The sequence below is a fragment of the uncultured Sphingomonas sp. genome (assembly GCF_934560975.1).
GTDB lineage: Bacteria > Pseudomonadota > Alphaproteobacteria > Sphingomonadales > Sphingomonadaceae > Sphingomonas_I.
This window is the reverse complement of record NZ_CAKTFO010000020.1, coordinates 1-20152: the sequence shown is the minus strand read 5'-3', so window position 1 is coordinate 20152 and position 20152 is coordinate 1. Positions and strand designations below refer to the sequence as shown.

Here is a 20152-nt window from a genome sequence, read left to right as displayed (position 1 = left end):
GCGTGAATAGACGCCCTTAGTGGAAGGCGCGGACGCGTGAAAAGCGGTTTCCGAGTCGATGGAGCTTTCGGAGTGCTGGCCGATGGACATCCTGCCGCCCGAGCATAACCTGCCCGTCCCCCTGATCCGGCGGCTGGAGGCGGTGGCGGAGCGTACCGCTTATGTCGCGCGGCCGGGCCTGCGCGCCTTGCCCTCGGGCGCGGTGGCGGTGGCGATGTTCGCGTCGTTGCAGGGGTGGACGCTGACCATCCTGCTGTGGGCGATCTGGTGGCCTTACCCCGCCAGCACCGGCGATTATGCCTTTTCCTTCGGGATTACCGCCTTGTTGCTGGGGCTGGTGGCGGGCGTGATCGTGCTGCTGCTCCGCCGCTATCCCGGTTTCGTGATGGCGGTGCTGCGCGCGCCGTTCGTGCGCCTGACCGTCACCGATCGCCGCATCCTGTGGACCCTTCCCTGGACGCGCAGCCCGCTGATGGAGATCGGGCGGGAGCGGGTGGTCGGCGGCATCCTCGGCGCGGTGGACCGGCGCGGCTACGGCAATGCGGCGGTGATGCTGATCCCCGGCGATCCCTCCGCCGACATCGACGGCAACATCCATTTCGATCGCCTGCCCAATGCGCGCGGCTTCGTGGAGGCGCTGGCCGGATGGTGAACCCGGACGATCTGCCGCCGCTGCCCGCCTTGCACGCGACCCATGGCGGCATCTGGCTCGCCGTGCCGGGCGAGGGGCTGCGCGTGCTCGGCCGGGGCGAGGCGGTGGCGCAGGTTTCGGCGACGCCCACCATCCTCCTCAACGCGCCCCTGGTCGCGGCGCGATTGGGGTTGAGCGAGGTGTCGGGCCTCGACCTGCTCGAACTCTACGCCTTCGTGCATCCCGCCCGCTTCGCGGTGCCGACCCCGGCGGGCCTCGCGCGCGCTTTGGGGCTGGAGCCGCCGGAGGACGATGCGGCGGCGACCCTGTTCCTGTGCCATGCCGCTCATGCCCTGCTCGACCGGCTCGGCGATCCCGCCTGGGTTGAGCGAGAGGGGGCGTGGACCTCCGCCCAGACGCTCGGGCGGCTGCGCTGGCCGTGGGCAGGGCTGGTCGCGCCGCGCATCCCCAAGCCGGCGGAGGCGGAACGCTGGCTGTTTTCCCGCCTGCCGCAATGGGAGGATGCCGCGCCCCGCCCCGATCCGCGCCCGCACCGGCTGGAGGAGGAGGAAACGCTGGCCAACCTCGCCCGCCTGGTCGGGCACGGGGCGGAGCCGCGCGAGGGGCAGCGTGCTTATGCCGCCGCCGCCGCCCGCGCCTTCGATCCGCGGGACGGGGCGGAGCGGCCGCATGTGCTGCTGGCGGAGGCGGGAACCGGCATCGGCAAGACCCTCGGCTACCTCGCGCCCGCCGCGCTCCATGCGGCCAAGGCGGGCGGCACGGTGTGGGTGTCGACCTATACCAAAGCATTGCAGCGCCAGCTTGCCGCCGAAAGCGCGCGCATCTTTCCCGACGATGCCGAGCGGCGGCGCAAGGTGGTGGTGCGCAAGGGGCGGGAAAACTATCTCTGCCTGCTGAACCTTGAGGATGCGCTGCAAGGCGGGTTCCAGAACCGGGCGGCGGTGCTGGCGCAATTGGTGGCGCGCTGGGCGGCCTATACGCGCGACGGCGACATGGTCGGCGGCGACCTGCCGGGCTGGCTGCCGACCCTGTTCCGGCGGGCGGGCTCCACCGCGCTGACCGACCGGCGGGGCGAATGCGTCTATGCCGGCTGCCCGCATTACCGGAAATGCTTCATCGAACGGTCCGCGCGCGCGTCGGAGGAAGCCGACCTCGTCATTGCCAACCATGCCCTGGTGATGATCGTGGCGGAGCGGCGCCGCCTGGAAGGTCGCGCCTTGCAGCGGGTGGTGTTCGACGAAGGGCATCATTTGTTCGATGCCGCCGATTCGACCTTCTCCGCCGCTTTGACCGGGCAGGAGGCGATCGAGCTGCGCCGCTGGATCCTGGGCCCGGAAAGCAAGGCGCGTGGCCGCCGGCGCGGCCTGTCCGCCCGCTTGCTGGACGTCGCCTCCTATGACGAGGAGGGCGCGCGCGCGATCGAGCAGGCGTCCGCCGCCGCGCGCGAACTGCCGGCGGACGGCTGGCTCGGCCGGCTGGCAGAGGAACTGCCGCTGGGGGCGATGGAGCATCTGCTGGCGGCGGTGCGCTCCACCACCTATGCCCGCGCCAGTGCGGCGGACGCCGGCTACGGGATTGAGACGCCCGCCGCCGAACTGGACGCCGCGCTGATCGAGGCGGCCGTGCCCGCTGCCGAGATCCTGGAAGGGCTGGTCCGCCCGATGACGCGGCTGCGCGCGCGGTTGCAGGCGGTGCTGGAGGATGCGCCCGACTGGCTCGACGCCGCCGCCCGCGCGCGGGTGGACGGCGCCATCTATGGCCTGGCGCATCGCACCGCCATGATCGGCGGGTGGATCGCGTTGCTGACCCGGCTCGGCGGCCCGGTCGATCCCGATTATGTCGACTGGCTGGCGGTCGATCGGGTCGAGGGGCGCGAATATGACATCGGCCTCCACCGCCACTGGCTCGATCCGACGCGGCCCTTGGCGGACACGGTGCTGAAGCCCGCCCATGGCCTGATCGTCACCTCCGCCACCCTGCGCGGCAGCGAGGCGTGGGATGTGGCGGAGGCGCGCAGCGGCGCGGTACATCTCGATCGCCAGCCGATGCGGTTCGCCGCATCCTCGCCGTTCAACTATGTCGACCAGGCGGAAGTGCTGATCGTCACCGACATCAAGCGCGGGGACACGGCGGCACTGGCCGGCGCCTATGCCCGCCTGATCGAGGCGTCGGGCGGCGGCGCGCTGGGCCTGTTCACCGCCATCCAGCGGCTGCGCGGCGTCCATGCCCGCATCGCCGACCGGTTGGCCCGCGCCGGCCTGCCGCTCTACGCCCAGCATGTCGATCCGATCGACACCGGTACGCTGGTCGACATCTTCCGCGACGATCCGCGCGCCAGCCTGCTCGGCACGGATGCGTTGCGCGACGGGGTGGACGTGCCCGGCGATTCGCTCCGGCTGGTGGTGATGGAAGGGGTGCCATGGCCGCGGCCGACCACGCTCCATGCCACCCGCAAGGCGGCGGGCGGCGGATCGGCCTATGACGACCGCATCGTCCGCGCGCGGCTGGCGCAGGCGTTCGGGCGGCTGATCCGCCGCGCCGACGATCATGGCACGTTCGTGTTGCTCTCCGCCGCCGCGCCGTCGCGACTGCTTGACGCGTTTCCGCCCGGCGTGCGCGTGGGGCGGGTGACGCTGGACGATGCGGTGCGGCGTGTCGCATCGCGGCTTCCTTCGCCGCCGCTCTTGGGGCAAGCTGTCGGCGGAGAGGCCGATCCGGAGCAAGCATGAAAAGGGTGACGCTGCTGCGCCACGCCAAGTCCGGCGAGGACTTCGGACACGCGCGTGACTTCGACCGCACGCTCAATCCCAAGGGACGTCGCGCCGCGCAGGTGATCGGGCGGCATATGCGCGATGCCGATCTGTCCTTCGACGCGGTCATTGCCTCACCCGCCGTCCGCGTCGCCGAGACGCTGGAGGAGGTGGAGGCAGGTTATGGTCGCGCGCTCTCGCCCGATTGGCGGCGCAGCCTCTATCTGGCCTCGGCCGACGATCTGCTGGACGCGATCCATGCCGCGCCGGACGATGCGGCCAGCCTGCTGCTGGTCGGGCATAATCCGGGGCTGGAGCAACTGGTGCTGCTGCTCACGCCCGACAACCAGTCCGGCACGCGCCGCGACGTGGAGGCGAAATATCCCACCGGCAGCATGGCCGAAATCCGCTTCGACGTGGAACGGTGGGACGAGGTGGCGCCCGGCGGGGGCGAACTGGTCCGCTTCGTCCGCCCGCGCGACCTGGATGTGGCATTGGGACCGGAATATGCATGACTGACCTCACCTTGCGCCGGGCCGAACCCGGGGATGCCGCCGGCCTCGCTCTGCTGGGCGGCGCGACCTTCTTCACCGCCTTCGCCCACGATCATCCCGGCGACGCTTTGGTCCAGCATGTCGCGGCCGAACATTCGCAGGATTATTACCGGAAGGTGCTGGCCGATCCGGGCGCGGCGGTGTGGCTGCTGGAAACGGAGCTGAAGACGGCGGTCGGCTATGCCATGATGGCCGCGCCGCAGGTGGATTGCGCCACCGGGCTGGACGATCTGGAATTGAAGCGGCTCTATCTGCTCGGTCCCTGGCAGAAAGGCGGCTGGGGCGCGCGGCTGGTCGATGCGCTGGAGCGGGAGGCGCGGGCACGCGGCGCCACCCGGCTGCTGCTGTGCGTCTACACTGCCAACCTCGCGGCACAGCGTTTCTACGCGCGGCTGGGCTTTGCCGATACCGGCCATGGACAACGCTTCATGGTGGGCGACGTCGCGTTCGACGACCGGATCTGGGCCAAACCACTGACCTGACGGGTCGCGCCCCGCCATCAACACGAAATGACGGGGCGCTCCGTTGCCGGGGACCGGAGCCCGCACCGGGCAACGGGACCCCCCACACCAGAATAAACCTATGTCAGCCCGCGTGGTTCCCGGCCATTGTCGTGGGCGCACCCTGCCCATAGGTAAGCCGCATGATCCCCATCGGGCTTCCACGGAGCGGCGCATGTATCAGTTCGACATTTCGGCCGGCAGCAAGACCGAGCTTTATCGCGACCTGCTGTCCGCGCTTGACGGGCTGACGGCGGGTGAGCCCGATCCTGTCGCCAACATGGCCAATGCCGCGGCCCTGATCCGGGAATATCTGCCCGACCTCAACTGGGCCGGCTTCTACCGCAATGTCGCGGACGAACTGGTGCTGGGGCCGTTTCAGGGCAAGGCGGCGTGCATCCGCATCCCGTTCGGGTCCGGCGTCTGCGGCGCGGCGGCGGTGAGCCGTGAGACCCAGCGGGTGGAGGACGTCCACGCCTTTCCCGGCCACATCGCGTGCGATGCGGCATCGGCGTCCGAACTGGTGGTGCCGATCGTCGCGGACGGGCGCCTGCTGGGCGTGCTCGACCTCGACAGCCCGTCACCCGCCCGCTTCGATGCCGAGGATCAGGCGGGATGCGAGGCGCTGATGACCCTGCTCGCCCCCCGCCTCCTCAGCCCACTCCCTTGAGGGATGGGGTTGGGTGAGGGTGGCTCCGATCTCGGCCATTGTCCCCCTCACCCCGGCCCTCTCCCCACCAGGAGAGGGAGCGCAGAGCGGAGGGCGCTTCAGCCCGCGATCCCATCAAGCCGGATGCGAGGCGCCGACGCCTGCCGGCCCGCAAAGCCCTCTTCCTTAAGGGAGAGGGTTGCGTGAGGGCGGCGCCCTCATGAGGTGCTTAAACCCTCAACCCGCCAGCAGGTCCGCGCCGAGCAGGGTCAGCAGCTTCACGTCGATGAACATGCCTTCCGCCCGCTTGGCGGCGACAAAGGCGCTGATGTCCTTCAGCGGCACGCGATGGACAATGATGTTCTCGCCCTCCACGCCGCCGCCATCGCCGACCTTGGTCACGCCGACCGCGCGCACCAAAGTGAAGGTTTCCGACACCATGCCGGGGGAAGAAGCGAACTTGCCGATGATCTCGATCCGCTCGGGCCGGTAGCCGGTTTCCTCCTCCAGCTCGCGCGCGGCGGCGACTTCGATCTCCTCGCCGTCACTGGTGTCGCCCACCAGGCCGGCGGGCAGTTCCAGCGACGGCCCGCCGAGCGGCACGCGATATTGCTCCACCAGCAGCACGTCGCCGTCGACGATCGCGATGATCACGGCGGCGCCGATCGCGCGGGCGCGGCCGACATATTCCCACGTCCCGCGCTTGCGCACCGTGATGAACTTGCCCTGCCAGACGATCTCCGGCGTGTCCTGGGAAGGTGTGCTCACAGTTCGATCATCCGATCCGGCAATTCGTTGGGGTCGGTGCCGGTGTGGGGGAAATGGGTCGCCAGCACAACGCCGATCCGCTCCACCGCATGGGCGATGCCCTCGCCCGGGCGGCCGGCCTTGAGGCCCGCGATCAGTGCTGCCATCGCCTTGCCCCAGCTGTCCGGCGGGGTGCGACCGTGGATCGCGCTGTCGGCGACGATCTCGGCATGATGTTCGGCCAGGCTGAGGTAGAGCAGCACGCCCGTCTTGGTGAGCGTGCGCTGTTCGGTGCCGGTGCGGAACAGCATGATCGCGCGGCGCCGCACCCTACGCACCTTGGTCGCGTCGGGGGTCAGCGCCATCCGCACCGCCGGCACGGCAAAGCCATAGCGTCCGGCGAGGAACAGCAGGATCGTGACGCCAACCAGCAGGGTCAGCATCAGCCGCAACGAGGGCTCTTCCCAGTGGCTGAACGCCGACGCGGCCCGCGCCAGCAGCTCCGGCCAGGCGGCGGCGAGCGCGAGCGGCAGCAAGGCGAGCAGCGACGCCCAGTGCAGCACGACGTCGTGGTAAGCATCGGACGACGCGGCGACGATCACCGCCACCTCGCCATCGGTGCGGCTTTCGGCATCGCGGATCGCGGTCGCGACGCGGGCATGGTCTTCGGGCGTCATGCGCATCACCAGCTCCCCGAGGCGCCACCGCCCCCGAAATCGCCGCCGCCGCCGCCGGTGAAGCCGCCGCCGCCCCAGCTGCCGTCGCTGCCGCCGCCATCTCCACCGCCGCCGAAGCCGCCCCAGCCGGAGCCGCCGCCGCGATGCCGGTCGCTCATCATCTCGCTCGCCGCCCACAGCCAGATCGGCCAGTCGCCGCCGCCACCGCCGCGATAGCGGTGCGCGCCGCCGCCGCCGCGCCGACGCATCATGCCGAGCAGGATGAAGCCGAGGATCAGGCCCCAGATCACGATCCCGGCCGGAAAGCCGCCGCCGCCCGCCTGGCGCCGGTGCGTGCGGTCATAGGCCGCTTCCGCCGCCGCCACCTTGGCCCGCGCCTGATCGTCCGGCAGGCTCAGCTGCTGCGCGATCGCCTCCGCGCCCGCCGTGATCCCGCCGGCCATGTCGCCGGCCTTGAAGGCGGGGACGACGCGCTGCTGGATGATGACGTTTGACAAGGCGTCGGTCAGCACCGGCTCCACCCCGCGCCCGACCTCGATCCGCACGCGCCTTTCACTGGGCGCGACGATCAGGATCGCGCCATTGTCGGCATCCTTCAGCCCCACGCCCCAGGCACGGCCCAGACGATAGCCGTAATCGGCGATGTCGCGCCCCTGAAGGTCGGGGATGGTGGCGACGACCAGCTGGTATTTGGTCCGCTGCTGCAACGCCTCCAGCCGGGCGGTCAGCGCCGCCTTGCTATCGGCCGGCAGGACGTTGGCGGCATCCACCACCAGCCCGCTGAACGCCGGAAAGCTCTGGGCCTGTCCGGGCGCGGCGAAGACGATGGCCAGCAGCGCGATCAGCGCCGCCAGCCACCCTCTCGTCACGGTCGAAGCGGCCGATCGCGTGGCGATGGTCACCCGCCGAAATTCACCGCCGGGGCGGTCTCGGCATTGGGGCTGGTCGCCTGGAAGGTCTGCATCGGCTTGGCGCCGTAGAACACCTTCGCCCCGATCGAATTGGGGAAGGTGCGGATCAGCGTGTTATACTGCTGCACCGCCCCGTTATAATCGCCGCGCGCGACGCCGATGCGGTTCTCCGTGCCCTCAAGCTGGCTCATCAGCGTGGTGTAATTGCCCTGCGAACGCAGCTCCGGATAGGCTTCCTGCAGCCGCTGAAGCGACATGGTCACGCCGCCCTGTGCGCGCTGATAGGCCTGCATCTTGGCCGGATCGGTCAGGTCCTCGGGCGCGACCTGCACCTGGCTGGCCGACGCGCGGGCCTGCGTCACCTGGGTCAGGATGTCCTTTTCCTGCGCGCCGGCGGCCTTCACCGTGGCGACCAGGTTAGGGATCAGGTCGGCGCGGCGCTGATACTGGTTCTGCACGTCGGCCCACTTGGCCTTGGCATTCTCCTCCGCCGTGGGGATCGAGTTGATGCCGCAGCCGCCCAGCGCAAGCGCGGCCACGGGGGCGAGCAAGGCAGGCGAAACACGGGTGAGGCGCGACATGAAGCTATTCTCCCAAAGGGTCCGGCAAGCGATTTAGTACGGCAATACACAAGCTGCAATGACCGGCCGATGAGGCTTGATCCCCCGACGTAGCCCGTGCCTAATGCGCCGAACATCAGGAGGGGCACATATGTTCAGCGAATTTCGCGCATTCATCGCGCGCGGCAACGTGCTCGATCTGGCGGTTGCGGTTATCATCGGCGCGGCGTTCGGCCGGATCGTCACCAGCCTGACCGACGACGTGATCATGCCCGTGATCGGCAAGCTGGCCGGCAATCTTGATTTTTCGGGCCTGTTCATCCGGCTGGGCGCGATTCCCGCCGGCTATCAGGGGTCGCTGACCAGCTATGCCGACCTCAAGAAAGCGGGCGTGCCGCTGTTCGGCTATGGGGCGTTCCTGACGCAGGTGGTCAATTTCCTGATCGTCGCCTTCATCATCTTCCTGCTGCTGCGCACCGTGAACAAGGCGCTCCGCGCGCTGGAGCATGAAAAGCAGGCGGCAGAGGCGACGCCCAGGCCGGACACGGCGGAAGTCACGCTGCTGCGCGAGATTCGCGACGAACTGCGCACCCGTGGCACCGACGCGGCGGCGAACCGCTTGCCGCTGGACGGCCAATAAGCCGTCACGATCGCCAAGCCTTCACAAGTCCGGGCGGCTCGCCTATATCCTTCCGTGCCGGCTTCGGCCGGATATGGCGATAAAGTGCATTGTGTTTGGCGCAGCGGACCCGGGGGCGGTACCCGGCGGCTCCACCATTTCCCGTCTTGCAGAAGGCGGGCTTTGACGGGGCCGAACTAGGATCGACGTGTGTACGAGCATTCTGTTTTTGCCCGGGCTGAGTAACCTGTAAAAGGCTCAAAACCACAAGTGCCAACGATAACGAGGCGCTCGCGATTGCCGCGTAATCAAGGCCTAACGGCTTAGATTACAAGGCTTGAACGCGGTTCGGGCCGAACCGGGCAACAGAATCGGACACCGGCGGTACGGGGGGCACCGAGCAACAGAAGCTCCCCACTTTCTTCCCTCGCCATGCCAGCCGCGCCGCCCGGTCTGCCCCGTTTTTGCCGGGGCCGGGATATGTTGGCGAGCGGCAATGCTTGACGGCCGCCACGATCGGTGGCTGCAATGGCGGGCATGACCGACCCCATGCAGGTGACGGACTATCCCCAGGGGATCGACCGGTCGCACGTCGAATGTCCGCCCGGGCGGACGCACGCCAATCCGCTCCCGCTCCTGTTCCTGACCGCCGTGATGCTGCTGGCCTTGATCGGCTGGTTCGGCGGCGGGCGCTCGCCCACGCTGACGGCGGACAGCGCCGCGGTGCGGCTGGACGTCCACACTCCGGTGGTCATCCGCAACGGCCAGTTCTTCGAAACCCGGATCCGCGTCACCCCGCGCCGCCGGATCGCCAAGCTGGTGGTGGCGGTCAGTCCAAGCCTGTGGCGTGACCTAACGCAGAACTCCATGGTTCCGCAGGCCGACAAGGAGACGTTCGAGGACGGGCGCTTCCGCTTCGATTATGGCGCGGGCGAGCCCGGCGAGCCGCTGGAACTGAAGATCGATTTCCAGATCAATCCGGCCCTGTTCGGCCATGTCGCGGGGGTGGTCGAAGTGTATGACGACAAGATCCTGCTGGTCCGCCTGCCGGTCCGCATGACGGTGCGTCCCTGATGGATATCGTGCTGCGCGCCACCGCCATGTTCGCGGTGCTGTATTGCCTGCTCCGCCTGCTGGGAAAGCGCCAGCTGGGCGAGATGGCCCCGTTCGAGCTGGTGGTTCTGATCGTCATGGGCGACCTGATCCAGCAGGGCGTGACCCACAACGACTTCAGCCTCAGCGGGGCGATGCTGGCGGTGTTCACCTTCGGCTTCTGGTCCTTGGTGCTGGCCTGGATCACCTACCTCTTCCCGCGCGCGGAAAAGATGCTGGAGGGCAGCCCGCGCGTGATCATCCGCGACGGCACGCTGCTGCGCGACAATCTGCGGCGCGACCTGATGACGGTGGCGGAGGTTGAGAGCGAGATGCGCATGGCCGGCATCGCTCGGATCGACGAGGTCGCGTGGGCGATCCTGGAACCAAAAGGGAAACTGAGCTTCATCAGAAAGGACGGTCAGGATGCACGGACCGACCAGGATGATGAGGCGGCGCGCTGAGCCGATCCGAATGGAAAGGGGGCGTTGATGGACAACAAGGACAGCAGCCAGTCGGCGGTCGGCGCGGAGATGGAGCGCATCTTCGACGGGGTTCCCGCCACCGCCAAGGACCATGGCGGGCCTGGCCCGGCCGCGCGGCGGGAACAGCGCGCCCGCCTGGGTTCGTCCCGCCCGATCGTGACCGCGCTGCTGGGCCTGCTGGCTGTGATGGCGGCGGGGATCGCGCTGGTGCTGTGGGCCGTCCGTCCGCCCGCTTATTCCGACGCGCCGGCGCAGGCTACGCACCGCATACCAGCGGTCAGGCCGGCGCCGATCGCCAGTCCCCGGCCGCAGGCTCCGCCCGCAGCGACGCCTGAGGCTGTGCAGGCACATCGGCCATCTTCGCCGGGCGCTCAGCCGACCGAGCGCGCCACGACCATGCCGATGGGGGAGGGGCCGGCGACCACGCGGCACACCGCCAGCAAGCCGGAGGTGCCGAAGCCGACCGGCGCGAAGCAGGCGTCGGCAAAGCGTGCGCCGGCCAAGCAAGCCCGGACCACCGGGCCGCGCACCTCCGCCCCCCGCCGCGCGCTTGCCCCGCAGCCCTTCTGCCGCGACCGGCGCACCCGCGCACGATGCCTGTATCGCGAGTTGCGTGGCGCCGACGACCGCCTGCGCAAGGCCTATGACGTGGCCGAGCGGCGCGGCGTCGCGGTGGGTGAGATGCGGGATGTGCGGCGCGCATGGAGCCGCGCACTGCGCCAGTCGGACGACGATCCGGCGACGGTGATTCGCACGCTGGATGGGCTGACCACCCGCCTTTACAATGCGCCGCGTGGGGAGTGGCGCGATGACGATGAATGACGTGCCGCCCCAGCCGCCCGGTCCCGCGGACGCCATCCACTATGCGGTGGGCGACGTTCACGGCTGCTATGCGTTGCTGACCGATCTGTTGCAGCAGATCGTGGCCGATCTCGGCACGCAGCCGGACGGTGCGCCCGCCGAACTGGTCTTTCTGGGCGACTATGTCGATCGCGGGCCCGCCTCCGCCGACGTGCTGTCGTCCTTGGTGTGGATGGAGCGCAACAGCCCGCTCACCACCATCTTCCTGAAGGGCAATCACGAGCAGGTGATGCTCGATTATCTGGCCGATCCGCTACGCTACCATGTCTGGCTCGGCTTCGGCGGGGCGGAGACGTTGCGCTCCTACGGCATCGACGTGCCGGACGATGTCGGGCCGGGGGCGGACCATGTCGGCTTACGCAACGCCCTGCTCGACGCGATGCCGGCCGCGCACCTCGACTTCGTGCAGCGGTTGCGCCTGTATCACGAGACGGAGCGCCACATCTTCGTCCATGCCGGCATCCGCCCGCGCGTGAAGATGGCCATGCAGGACCCCGCCGACCTGTTGTGGATCCGCAAGGGGTTCCTCGACCATGCCAGACCGGCGCACAAACGGGTCGTCCACGGCCACACCTGGGACGATGCGGAGCCGGTCGTCCGCCCGGAGCGGATCGGGGTGGATACGGGCGCCTACGAAACCGGGGTGCTGACGGCGGCGCGGCTGCGTGGGGACGCGGTCGCGTTTCTGCGCGCGAGGGAGGCCGCCACCGGCTGATCCCATCGCGCGCCGCTGACCGTTCCGGCACGGCACGGGAGGCGACCTGCCCGCGAACCGCTCCAGGGCTGCGCAAGAAGGTAGGAGGTCGGGCAGGACCGCCGCCGCCACATCCGCCGCGCAAACAAAAAGGGCGCCGCGTAGGGACGCCCTTTCCGTGTCAGCGATGTTTGGACGATCAGTCCTTGTCGCCGCCGGTCAAAAAGGCCGGCGCGAATTCCGGCGCGGGGCCGTCATCGTTGCCGCCATTGCCGCCTTCCGGACGGTCACGACGCGGACGGTCGCCCCGGCCTTCGCCGCGCTCGCCGCCCCGGCCTTCGCCGCCACGACCTTCACCCCGGCCGCCACGGCCACCTTCACGACGGCGGTCGCCGCGCGGACGGTCGCCACCTTCGCGGTCGCCACGGCCTTCGCCGCGCTCGCCCCGGCCTTCGCCGCGCGGTTCACGCGGTTCGCGGGCGGGACGGGTGTCCTCCAGCTCTTCGCCGGTTTCCTGGTCGACCACGCGCATCGACAGGCGGACCTTGCCGCGATTGTCGATTTCCAGGACCTTGACCTTCACCTCCTGGCCTTCCGACACGACGTCGGTCGGCTTGGCGACGCGCTCATTCTTCATCTCGGAGACGTGGACGAGGCCGTCCTTGCCGCCCATGAAGTTCACGAACGCGCCGAAATCGACGATGTTGACGACCTTGCCGTCATAGATCTTGCCGACTTCGGCTTCCTGGGTGATGCCCTGGATCCACTTGCGCGCGGCTTCGATCTGCGCCGGATCGGACGAGCTGATCTTGACCGTGCCGTCATCCTCGATGTCGACCTTGGCGCCGGTGGTGGCCACGATCTCGCGGATCACCTTGCCGCCGGTGCCGATCACTTCGCGGATCTTGTCCTTGGGCACCTGCATCGTTTCGATGCGCGGTGCGTGGGCGGACAGCTCGCCGACCGCGCCCAGGGCCTTGTTCATCTCGCCGAGGATGTGGGCGCGACCGTCCTTCGCCTGGGCGAGCGCGGCCTTCATGATCTCCTCGGTGATGCCGGTCACCTTGATGTCCATCTGGAGCGAGGTGATGCCCGCTTCCGTTCCGGCCACCTTGAAGTCCATGTCGCCCAGGTGATCCTCGTCGCCCAGAATGTCGCTGATGATCGCGAAATCCTGGCCTTCCAGGATCAGGCCCATGGCGATGCCGGACACCGGACGCTTCAGCGGCACGCCCGCATCCATCATCGCCAGGCTGCCGCCGCACACCGTCGCCATCGACGACGAGCCGTTGGACTCGGTGATGTCGGACAGGACGCGGATCGTGTAAGGGAACTCTTCCTTGGTCGGCAGCACCGGGTGCAGCGCGCGCCACGCCAGCTTGCCATGGCCCACTTCACGACGGCCCGGCGCGCCGAAGCGGCCGACCTCGCCCACCGAATAAGGCGGGAAATTGTAGTGGAGCATGAAGCGTTCGTAGTGAACGCCGGTCAGGCCGTCGACCATCTGCTCCGCGTCGGCGGTGCCGAGCGTGGTGGAGCAGATCGCCTGCGTCTCGCCGCGGGTGAACAGGGCCGAACCATGGGTGCGCGGCAGGAAGTGGACCATCGCCTCGATCGGGCGGACCTGGGTGGTGGTGCGGCCGTCGATGCGGCGGCCGTCCTTCAGGATCGCCTGGCGGACGATGTCGGCCTCGACCTTCTTGCCCATCTTGTTGGCGCGCAGGCGCAGCGCGGCATCGGCATCCTTGAAATGCTCGTGCATCGCGGCCTTGGCCTCGGTGATCGCGGCGACGCGCTCGGCCTTCTTGGTCAGCTGATAGGCCTTGGCGATGCCCGCGCCGATCATGCCCTTGACCTGCGCCTTCAGCTCGGCGTCGTCATTCTCGGGCAGGTCCCACGGCTCCTTGGCGGCCTGTTCCGCCAGGTCGATGATCGCGTCGATCACCTTGCGCGAGGCGTCGTGCGCGAACACGACCGCGCCCAGCATAACCTCTTCCGACAGCTCCTTGGCTTCGGATTCGACCATCATCACGGCATTGCCGGTGGCCGCGACGACCAGGTCGAGTTCGCCTTCCTTCACCTGCTCCAGCGTCGGATTCAGGATATATTCGCCATCCTGATAGCCGACGCGGGCGCCGCCGATCGGGCCGAGGAACGGCACGCCGGAAATGGTGAGCGCGGCGGACGCGGCGACCATCGCCAGGATGTCGGGCTCGTTCTCGCCGTCATAGCTCAGCACCTGGGCGATGACGTTGATCTCGTTGTAGAAACCCTCGGGGAAGAGGGGGCGGATCGGGCGGTCGATCAGGCGGCTGGTCAGCGTTTCCTTTTCGGTCGCGCCGCGCTCACGCTTGAAGAAGCCGCCGGGGATGCGGCCGGCCGCGCTATACTTCTCCTGATAGTGGACGGTCAGCGGGAAGAAGTCCTGCCCATCCTTCACCGTCTTGGCGGCGGTCACGGCGCACAGCACCACCGTCTCGCCCAAAGTCGCGAGCACCGCGCCGTCGGCCTGGCGGGCGACACGGCCCGTTTCGAGGGTCAGCGTCTTGCCGCCCCACTCGATTTCCGTCTTCTTGATATCGAACATTTTGGTTCCTTGCTCCCGCCGCCCGATGCGGCGGGGACCTCTCGTGCAGGCTGTCCGGCCTGCGGCGGTGCGGGACTGTTCTTGCCCCTTGGACGTCGGCCGAATTGCTTCCGTCCCGTTGGCTTGCAGATACGAGAAGGGCGCCCGGAGGCGCCCTTCAGCTTACTTGCGGAGGCCGAGCTTCGCGATCAGCGCGCTGTAGCGGTCCGCATCCTTCTTCTTCAGGTAGTCGAGCAGGCTGCGACGGTTGTTCACCATCATCAGCAGACCACGGCGCGAGTGATTGTCCTTCGCGTGGGTCTTGAAATGCTCGGTCAGGTTGGTGATCCGCTCCGTCAGGATCGCGACCTGAACCTCGGGAGAGCCGCTGTCGCCTTCGCTACGGGCATGCTCCTTGATGATTTCGGTCTTGCGCTCGGCGGTAATCGTCATGGTCGTTTCACTCCGACACCAGGTTGAATCCGCGCACCACCCGTGTTTCGGCTCCCCCTTCGACCAGAGCGATGGGGAGATCCCCAAGCATGGCGAGGTTGAGACCGGGTGACGCCGCGGTCCCGAACAGCGTGCGGCCCTGTTGGAGCGCGGTCGCCTGATCGGGGGTGAGGGCCAGGACCGGGATGTCGACCAGTCCTGCCGTCAGCGGCAGGAGCAGCGCCTGCAGCCGCGCGGCCTTAGCCGCTTCGTCCAATTTGTCCACTGTTATCGCATGGTCGAGCGTGAACGGCCCCGCCTTGGTGCGGCGGAGCATGACCACATGGCCGACCGTGCCGAGCGCGTAGGCGATGTCGCGCGCCAGGCTGCGGATATAGGTGCCCTTGGATACGCGGGCGGACAGCGTCACCTCGTCCGCGCCGCCGCCGACGATCGTCAGCGCATGGATGGTCACCGCGCGAGTCGCGAGCACCACCTCCTCGCCCGCGCGGGCCAGGTCATAGGCGCGCTTGCCATCCACCTTGAGCGCGGAAAAGGCCGGCGGCACCTGTTCGATCGGGCCGGTGAAACGCGGCAGCACCGCCTCCACCTCCGCAAGCGACGGGCGGACGTCACTCTTGGCCACGGCCTCGCCCTCCGCGTCCAGGGTCGCGGTCTCGATCCCGAAGCGGATGGTGAAGTCGTAGGCCTTGTCCGCGTCCAGCATCCGCCCGGCGAGCTTGGTCGCCTCGCCCAGCGCGATCGGCAGCACGCCGGATGCCAGCGGGTCGAGCGTGCCGCCATGGCCCACCTTGACCTTGCCATGGCCGGCGGTGCGGAGCGCGCGCTTGACCGCGCTCACCCCTTGCGTGGAGCCAAGCCCGAGCGGCTTGTCGAGGATCAGCCAGCCGTTCATCGGATCAATGCGGCAGCTGCTGGAGCCAGTCGACCACCGCCGTGGTCAGCGCGATGCGATGATCGGAAAAGCTGTGGTCGGTCGGCATGGACAGCGTCGTCACCGCCTTGCCGCCGGCGCGCCGCGCGGCCTCTGCGGGCGCGAGCGTGGAGGTGCCCAGGCCGCGTTCGGCGGAGATAACCAGCAACGGACGATCGGCCAGCTGCGCGCCCGTGGCGGCAAGGTCGAGCGTGGGCGGCGCCTGCTCGATCTCGCGCAGCAACGCCGCCTCGCCGGTGCCGGACAAGGGCGGCAGGTCGCCGCGCAACTCGCCCTCGGCGAACGCCTGCTTCGCCCTGGGATCGGCAAAGGCGCGGCCGGTGCCGGCAATGTCCCACGCATCGATCAGCACGGTTCCGATCACCGCTTTGTCGTCGGCCCCGACGCGCGCCGCCATCATCCCGCCCATGCTGTGCCCGGCCACCACGATGCGGCCGGCATCCACCCGGTAGCGCGTCGCCGCCTCGGGCGTATGCAGGAAGGCCAGCGCGGCGGCCGCATCCTCGGCCGCATGGGCGAAGGAGAAGGCCCCCTCGCTGCCCCACGAACCGCGATAGTGCAATGTCAGCACATTCCACCCCGTCCGCCGCACCGCCTGGGCGAGATCCAGATTCTGCTCGTTGCCCGGAAAACCGTGGAGCAGCAGCAGGGTCGGGTGCGGACCCGCACCGGCGGCCAGGTAGAAGACCGCATTGATCCGCGCCCCGTGGCTCGGCAGCTGAAAGGCGGCCAGGGCAGCGGGGAAAGTCGGATCGGCCGGCGTGTCGCCCGCCACCGCCTGCGCCGGGGTGATGACCGGCCGGGCCGGGGGCGGCAGATCGTCCGTTGGTCTGGATGGCACAGGCAATCCCTTGTCGTCGGCCAGGGCGGTGCGCAGCCGCGCCGCGATCGGTTCCAGCACGGCCGCCGGCTGGCGCATCCCGCCCTGCGGGCAGCGCGGATAGCCCAGATAGCGCGGGACCACATGCACATGCAGGTGCGGCACGCTCTGGCTGTAGGCGTTGTTCTGTTCCACCGTGAAGCCGTCCGCGCCGAGCCCGCTCATCTCCGCCCGGCCGATCCGCCGTGCCAGCGCCACGGCCGGCTTCAGGTCCCTGTCGTTCATCTCCAGCAGGTTGCGCGCCTTGCTGCGCTTGGAGATGATCAGCACATGGCCGGGCGATGCCGGGGCGTAGTCCATGAAGGCCAGCAGCCTCTTGTCCTCATAGACGACCGGACTGGTCCGCTCGCCCCGGATCATGCGGGCGAACGGATTGTTGGCGTCATAGGGCCGGCCGAGCACCACCGCCGGCGGCACCGCCACGGACGGGGCCTTCACCGGCGCGCAGGCGGCGATCAGGGGCAGGATCAGCGGGATCATCCCTGCCACTCGCCCGCCAGGATCGAGAACAAGGCGGTGTCGCGGACATGGCCGGTCCAGGTGACGCGTTCCGCCCGCAACACGCCGTCGCGCCGTGCCCCGAGCCTGGCAACGGCGGCCAGCGACCGCGCGTTCCGCATGTCGACCCGGAACTCCACCCGGCGGATATCCTGTGCGAAGGCACGGTCGAGCAGCAGGCGCTTGATGCGGCGGTTGAGGCCGGTGCCGCGCGCCGCCGGCACGATATAGCTGTTGCCGATCTCCACCGTCTGCCGCCCGGGCAGGTGGCCCAGATAAGCCGTCATGCCGATCAGCGCGCCGCCATCGACGATGGCGAACGGATAGCTTGCCGGACGCGCCAGCAAGGCATCGAACTGCGCGTCGAAATGGTCGGGATCCCAGGAGACGGAATAAAGCGGCCAGATCTCCCGATCCTCCGCGCAGGCGGCCTTCAGCGCGGGGCGATGCGCGGCGGTCAGCGGCTCCAGCCGCAGGTCGTCATCGACCAACGCCGCGCCAAGATCAGTCATCCGCGTCCAGGTCGCGCACCACCTCGGGCGAGCGGAGCAGGGCGTCGATCCGCGCGCCTTCGTCGAAGCTTTCATCCGCCAGGAATTTCAGCCTGGCGGCATATTTCAGGTTCACGCGCCGCGCGACCTCGCTTTGGAAATAGGCGGTGTTGGTGCGCAGCGCCTTCAGCACCTTGTCCTCGTCGCTGCCGAGCAGGGGCTTCACGAACACGGTTGCGTGCTTCAGGTCGGGCGACATCCGCACTTCCGTCACGGAGACATGGTGCGATGCCAGCACGTCGTCATGCACGTCGCCGCGCATCAGCACGTCGGCCAGCACATGGCGCACCTGCTCGCCCACGCGCAGCAGGCGGACCGAGCGGCCTTCGGGGGTTTCGTTGTGGCGCATCGAGCTATGCCCTCAAAGCAAAACGTCGCTCCTGCGTAGGCAGGAGCCCATGTCTATCAGTTACGAGCGCATCGGTCGCCGCCCGAGACATGGGCCCCTGCCTGCGCAGGGGCGACGGTGGATATAACGACCGGGTGGGTTCGCCCACCTGGCCTTACAGCGTCCGGGCGCGTTCCTCGACCTCGAACGTCTCCAGGAAGTCGCCTGCCTTGACGTCGGTCGACCCGTCGATGGTGATGCCGCATTCCAGCCCGGCGCGAACCTCCGCCACGTCGTCCTTGAAGCGACGCAGCGAAGCGATCTTGCCGTTGTAGATGATGACATCGTCGCGGGTGAGGCGCGCGCGCAGATCCTTCTTGATATAGCCTTCGGTGACGAGCAGGCCCGCCGCCTTGCCGTGCTTGCCGGCGGAGAAGACCTCGCGAACCTCGGCGCGGCCGACCACGGTCTCGAAATATTCCGGACCGAGCTGGCCCGCCATCGCCGCGCGGATCTCGTCCAGCAGGTCGTAGATCACGTCATAATATTTGAGCGCGACCCCGTCCCGCGTGGCGATTTCCCGCGCCTTGGCATTGGCGCGCACGTTGAAGCCGATGATCGGCGCACGGCTTGCCGCCGCGAGCGTCACGTCGCTCTCCGTAATGCCGCCCACGCCCGAATGCAGGATGCGGACCTGGATGTCCTCGTTGCCGATCTTCTGGAGCGAACCGATGATCGCCTCGACCGAGCCCTGGGCATCGGCCTTGATCACCACCGGATATTGCTGCGCCTGCTTGTCGCGCAGCGCCGAGAACATCGATTCCAGGCTGGCGGGCGCCGCCGTGGTACGCTTCTGCTGGATCACGCCGGCACGATATTCCGCGACTTCGCGGGCGCGCGCCTCATTCTCCACCACGGTCAGCTGGTCGGCCGCCGACGGAACGCCGGAAATGCCGAGGATCTCCACCGGCACGGACGGGCCGGCGGTCTTCACCTGCTTGCCCTTGTCGTCCACCAGCGCACGCACCTTGCCGCTTTCCGCGCCGACCACGAACACGTCGCCGGTCTTCAGCGTGCCGCGCCGCACGATCACGGTCGCGACCGGGCCGCGGCCCTTGTCGAGCTGCGCCTCGATCACCACGGCCTCGGCCGCGCGATCGGGGTTGGCGGTCAATTCCATCACCTCGGCCTGCAGCTGGATCTTCTCGATCAGCTCGTCGAGGCCGGTCTTGGCGAGGGCCGAGACCTCGACCTCCTGCACGTCGCCGCCCATGCTTTCGACCTGGACGTCATATTGCAGCAGGGCTTCGCGGACGCGCTGCGGGTTGGAGCCGGGCTTGTCCATCTTGTTGATGGCGACGATCATCGGCTTGTCGGCCGCCTTGGTGTGGTTGATCGCCTCGATCGTCTGCGGACGGATGCCGTCGTCACCGGCGACCACGATCACGACGATGTCGGTCACGTCGGCGCCGCGTGCGCGCATTTCACTGAACGCTTCGTGGCCGGGCGTGTCGAGGAACGTGATCTTGGACCCGTCCTTCTGCGTCACCTGATAGGCGCCGATATGCTGGGTGATGCCACCGGCCTCGCCCGCGACCACGTCCGTACCGCGCAGCGCGTCCAGCAGGCTGGTCTTGCCGTGATCGACGTGGCCCATGATGGTGACCACCGGGGGGCGGCCCTGCTGCGTCTCGGCGGCGTCGATATCGGTCTCGGTGACGATATCCACGTCCGATTCGGACACGCGGCGGATGTTGTGGCCGAACTCGGTCACCAGCAGCTCGGCCGTATCCTGGTCGATCGTCTGGTTGGACGTGACCGGCGTGCCCATCTTGAACAGGGTCTTGACCAGGTCGGCGGTCCGCTCGGCCATGCGGTTGGCCAGTTCGGCGACGGTGATCGCCTCCGGCACCTGCACGTCGCGCACCTGCTTGGCGGCGGGGCCCGACTGATGGGCGCGCTTGTCCTTTTCCCGCGCACGCTTCAGCGCGGCGAGGCTGCGGGCGCGTGCGCCGCCGGCATCGTCCGACAAGGCGCGGGTGACGGTCAGCTTGCCGGCCTGGCGACGATCGTCGCCCTTGCGGTCGCGCTGCGCCGGGCGCGGCGGCTCCGGACGCTTGGTGACGACGGGCGTGAAGCGGCGCGGCGGCGGCGTGCCCGTACGCGGCTGGCCGGCGGCCTGCCCCTGCTC

General features: G+C 68.8%; 21 protein-coding genes and 1 other RNA gene. 11 read left to right on the top strand and 11 right to left on the bottom strand.

Annotated elements, in window-relative coordinates:
- The first annotated feature begins 58 nt into the window (after positions 1 to 58).
- The 5 genes from Q0D93_RS11975 (at position 59) to Q0D93_RS11955 (ending at position 5126) form a co-directional block, all read left to right on the top strand.
- Positions 59 to 652, top strand: coding sequence for a hypothetical protein (locus Q0D93_RS11975; RefSeq protein WP_294394588.1), 594 nt, complete (start codon positions 59 to 61; stop codon positions 650 to 652).
- Entirely contained in the window at positions 646 to 3381 is a 2736-nt protein-coding gene (locus tag Q0D93_RS11970) for an ATP-dependent DNA helicase (RefSeq protein WP_294394585.1), read from the top strand. The genes Q0D93_RS11975 and Q0D93_RS11970 overlap by 7 nt, the downstream gene beginning before the upstream one ends.
- On the top strand, positions 3378 to 3917 hold the full coding sequence (locus Q0D93_RS11965) for a histidine phosphatase family protein (RefSeq protein WP_294394583.1): 540 nt from the start codon (positions 3378 to 3380) through the stop codon (positions 3915 to 3917). The genes Q0D93_RS11970 and Q0D93_RS11965 overlap by 4 nt, the downstream gene beginning before the upstream one ends.
- Positions 3914 to 4438, top strand: coding sequence for a GNAT family N-acetyltransferase (locus Q0D93_RS11960; protein ID WP_294394578.1), 525 nt, complete (start codon positions 3914 to 3916; stop codon positions 4436 to 4438). The genes Q0D93_RS11965 and Q0D93_RS11960 overlap by 4 nt, the downstream gene beginning before the upstream one ends.
- Before the next feature lie 193 nt (positions 4439 to 4631).
- Positions 4632 to 5126 (top strand): GAF domain-containing protein, encoded by a 495-nt coding sequence (locus Q0D93_RS11955; RefSeq protein ID WP_294394576.1) that lies wholly within the window; start codon positions 4632 to 4634, stop codon positions 5124 to 5126.
- Positions 5127 to 5342: 216 nt separating this feature from the next.
- Here the strand turns inward: Q0D93_RS11955 and Q0D93_RS11950 are convergent, their stop codons facing one another.
- Genes Q0D93_RS11950 through Q0D93_RS11935 form a run of 4 tightly spaced genes read right to left on the bottom strand, consistent with a single transcriptional unit; the run spans position 5343 to position 8021 of the window.
- On the bottom strand, positions 5343 to 5873 hold the full coding sequence (locus Q0D93_RS11950; RefSeq protein ID WP_294394572.1) for an NUDIX hydrolase: 531 nt from the start codon (positions 5871 to 5873) through the stop codon (positions 5343 to 5345).
- Positions 5870 to 6535 carry a hypothetical protein gene (locus tag Q0D93_RS11945; protein WP_294394570.1) on the bottom strand — a complete coding sequence of 222 codons (666 nt, stop codon included), beginning with the start codon at positions 6533 to 6535 and terminating at the stop codon, positions 5870 to 5872. The genes Q0D93_RS11950 and Q0D93_RS11945 overlap by 4 nt, the downstream gene beginning before the upstream one ends.
- A complete protein-coding gene (locus Q0D93_RS11940) occupies positions 6535 to 7431 on the bottom strand; it encodes a YgcG family protein (RefSeq protein WP_294394567.1) in 897 nt (298 codons plus the stop codon). Before Q0D93_RS11940 ends, Q0D93_RS11945 begins: the two co-directional genes overlap by 1 nt.
- The gene (locus tag Q0D93_RS11935) at positions 7428 to 8021 is read right to left on the bottom strand and encodes a LemA family protein (protein WP_294394527.1); all 594 of its coding nucleotides are present in this window, start codon (positions 8019 to 8021) and stop codon (positions 7428 to 7430) included. Before Q0D93_RS11935 ends, Q0D93_RS11940 begins: the two co-directional genes overlap by 4 nt.
- Positions 8022 to 8151: 130 nt before the next feature.
- Here Q0D93_RS11935 and mscL point away from each other — a divergent pair, with 130 nt between their 5' ends.
- The 6 genes from mscL to Q0D93_RS11905 all read left to right on the top strand — a co-directional run bounded on the left by mscL (position 8152) and on the right by Q0D93_RS11905 (position 11772).
- Complete coding sequence (mscL, locus tag Q0D93_RS11930; protein WP_294394524.1) at positions 8152 to 8640, top strand: large conductance mechanosensitive channel protein MscL; 489 nt, start codon at positions 8152 to 8154, stop codon at positions 8638 to 8640.
- Between the two features lie 16 nt (positions 8641 to 8656).
- Positions 8657 to 8999, top strand: a transfer-messenger RNA (tmRNA) gene (gene ssrA / locus Q0D93_RS11925).
- Positions 9000 to 9156: 157 nt separating this feature from the next.
- Positions 9157 to 9693 carry a hypothetical protein gene (locus Q0D93_RS11920; protein WP_294394523.1) on the top strand — a complete coding sequence of 179 codons (537 nt, stop codon included), beginning with the start codon at positions 9157 to 9159 and terminating at the stop codon, positions 9691 to 9693.
- Positions 9693 to 10175: a YetF domain-containing protein gene (locus Q0D93_RS11915; RefSeq protein WP_294394521.1), complete on the top strand. Its 483-nt coding sequence runs from the start codon at positions 9693 to 9695 to the stop codon at positions 10173 to 10175. Before Q0D93_RS11920 ends, Q0D93_RS11915 begins: the two co-directional genes overlap by 1 nt.
- Positions 10176 to 10202: 27 nt before the next feature.
- On the top strand, positions 10203 to 11018 hold the full coding sequence (locus Q0D93_RS11910) for a hypothetical protein (RefSeq protein ID WP_294394519.1): 816 nt from the start codon (positions 10203 to 10205) through the stop codon (positions 11016 to 11018).
- The gene (locus tag Q0D93_RS11905) at positions 11005 to 11772 is read left to right on the top strand and encodes a metallophosphoesterase family protein (protein ID WP_294394514.1); all 768 of its coding nucleotides are present in this window, start codon (positions 11005 to 11007) and stop codon (positions 11770 to 11772) included. The genes Q0D93_RS11910 and Q0D93_RS11905 overlap by 14 nt, the downstream gene beginning before the upstream one ends.
- A gap of 178 nt (positions 11773 to 11950) precedes the next feature.
- On the opposite strand, the gene pnp is transcribed toward Q0D93_RS11905, so the two are convergent.
- From pnp to infB, 7 genes are all read right to left on the bottom strand, one after another.
- Entirely contained in the window at positions 11951 to 14338 is a 2388-nt protein-coding gene (pnp, locus tag Q0D93_RS11900) for a polyribonucleotide nucleotidyltransferase (protein WP_294394511.1), read from the bottom strand.
- Positions 14339 to 14500: 162 nt separating this feature from the next.
- A complete protein-coding gene (gene rpsO, locus Q0D93_RS11895) occupies positions 14501 to 14770 on the bottom strand; it encodes a 30S ribosomal protein S15 (RefSeq protein ID WP_294394509.1) in 270 nt (89 codons plus the stop codon).
- Positions 14771 to 14777: 7 nt separating this feature from the next.
- Positions 14778 to 15665 carry a tRNA pseudouridine(55) synthase TruB gene (truB, locus tag Q0D93_RS11890; protein WP_294394506.1) on the bottom strand — a complete coding sequence of 296 codons (888 nt, stop codon included), beginning with the start codon at positions 15663 to 15665 and terminating at the stop codon, positions 14778 to 14780.
- A 4-nt stretch (positions 15666 to 15669) separates the two neighbouring features.
- Positions 15670 to 17064 carry an alpha/beta fold hydrolase gene (locus Q0D93_RS11885; protein ID WP_294394668.1) on the bottom strand — a complete coding sequence of 465 codons (1395 nt, stop codon included), beginning with the start codon at positions 17062 to 17064 and terminating at the stop codon, positions 15670 to 15672.
- Positions 17061 to 17594 (bottom strand): GNAT family protein, encoded by a 534-nt coding sequence (locus tag Q0D93_RS11880; RefSeq protein WP_294394503.1) that lies wholly within the window; start codon positions 17592 to 17594, stop codon positions 17061 to 17063. The genes Q0D93_RS11885 and Q0D93_RS11880 overlap by 4 nt, the downstream gene beginning before the upstream one ends.
- Entirely contained in the window at positions 17587 to 17982 is a 396-nt protein-coding gene (gene rbfA / locus Q0D93_RS11875) for a 30S ribosome-binding factor RbfA (RefSeq protein WP_294394501.1), read from the bottom strand. Before rbfA ends, Q0D93_RS11880 begins: the two co-directional genes overlap by 8 nt.
- Positions 17983 to 18136: 154 nt before the next feature.
- Positions 18137 to 20152, bottom strand: a 2016-nt coding sequence (infB, locus tag Q0D93_RS11870) for a translation initiation factor IF-2 (RefSeq protein WP_294394497.1), incomplete at its 5' end; no start/stop codon positions are given.

Excerpts from the sequence above, each read along its gene's own strand:
- Q0D93_RS11975 (WP_294394588.1), top strand. The coding sequence starts at position 59 with ATGGAGCTTTCGGAGTGCTGGCCGATGGACATCCTGCCGCCCGAGCAT.
- Q0D93_RS11970 (WP_294394585.1), top strand. The coding sequence starts at position 646 with ATGGTGAACCCGGACGATCTGCCGCCGCTGCCCGCCTTGCACGCGACC.
- Q0D93_RS11965 (WP_294394583.1), top strand. The coding sequence starts at position 3,378 with ATGAAAAGGGTGACGCTGCTGCGCCACGCCAAGTCCGGCGAGGACTTC.
- Q0D93_RS11960 (WP_294394578.1), top strand. The coding sequence starts at position 3,914 with ATGACTGACCTCACCTTGCGCCGGGCCGAACCCGGGGATGCCGCCGGC.
- Q0D93_RS11955 (WP_294394576.1), top strand. The coding sequence starts at position 4,632 with ATGTATCAGTTCGACATTTCGGCCGGCAGCAAGACCGAGCTTTATCGC.
- Q0D93_RS11945 (WP_294394570.1), bottom strand. The coding sequence starts at position 6,535 with ATGCGCATGACGCCCGAAGACCATGCCCGCGTCGCGACCGCGATCCGC.
- Q0D93_RS11935 (WP_294394527.1), bottom strand. The coding sequence starts at position 8,021 with ATGTCGCGCCTCACCCGTGTTTCGCCTGCCTTGCTCGCCCCCGTGGCC.
- mscL (WP_294394524.1), top strand. The coding sequence starts at position 8,152 with ATGTTCAGCGAATTTCGCGCATTCATCGCGCGCGGCAACGTGCTCGAT.
- Q0D93_RS11920 (WP_294394523.1), top strand. The coding sequence starts at position 9,157 with ATGACCGACCCCATGCAGGTGACGGACTATCCCCAGGGGATCGACCGG.
- Q0D93_RS11915 (WP_294394521.1), top strand. The coding sequence starts at position 9,693 with ATGGATATCGTGCTGCGCGCCACCGCCATGTTCGCGGTGCTGTATTGC.
- Q0D93_RS11910 (WP_294394519.1), top strand. The coding sequence starts at position 10,203 with ATGGACAACAAGGACAGCAGCCAGTCGGCGGTCGGCGCGGAGATGGAG.
- Q0D93_RS11905 (WP_294394514.1), top strand. The coding sequence starts at position 11,005 with ATGACGATGAATGACGTGCCGCCCCAGCCGCCCGGTCCCGCGGACGCC.
- pnp (WP_294394511.1), bottom strand. The coding sequence starts at position 14,338 with ATGTTCGATATCAAGAAGACGGAAATCGAGTGGGGCGGCAAGACGCTG.
- rpsO (WP_294394509.1), bottom strand. The coding sequence starts at position 14,770 with ATGACGATTACCGCCGAGCGCAAGACCGAAATCATCAAGGAGCATGCC.
- truB (WP_294394506.1), bottom strand. The coding sequence starts at position 15,665 with ATGAACGGCTGGCTGATCCTCGACAAGCCGCTCGGGCTTGGCTCCACG.
- Q0D93_RS11885 (WP_294394668.1), bottom strand. The coding sequence starts at position 17,064 with ATGATCCCGCTGATCCTGCCCCTGATCGCCGCCTGCGCGCCGGTGAAG.
- Q0D93_RS11880 (WP_294394503.1), bottom strand. The coding sequence starts at position 17,594 with ATGACTGATCTTGGCGCGGCGTTGGTCGATGACGACCTGCGGCTGGAG.
- rbfA (WP_294394501.1), bottom strand. The coding sequence starts at position 17,982 with ATGCGCCACAACGAAACCCCCGAAGGCCGCTCGGTCCGCCTGCTGCGC.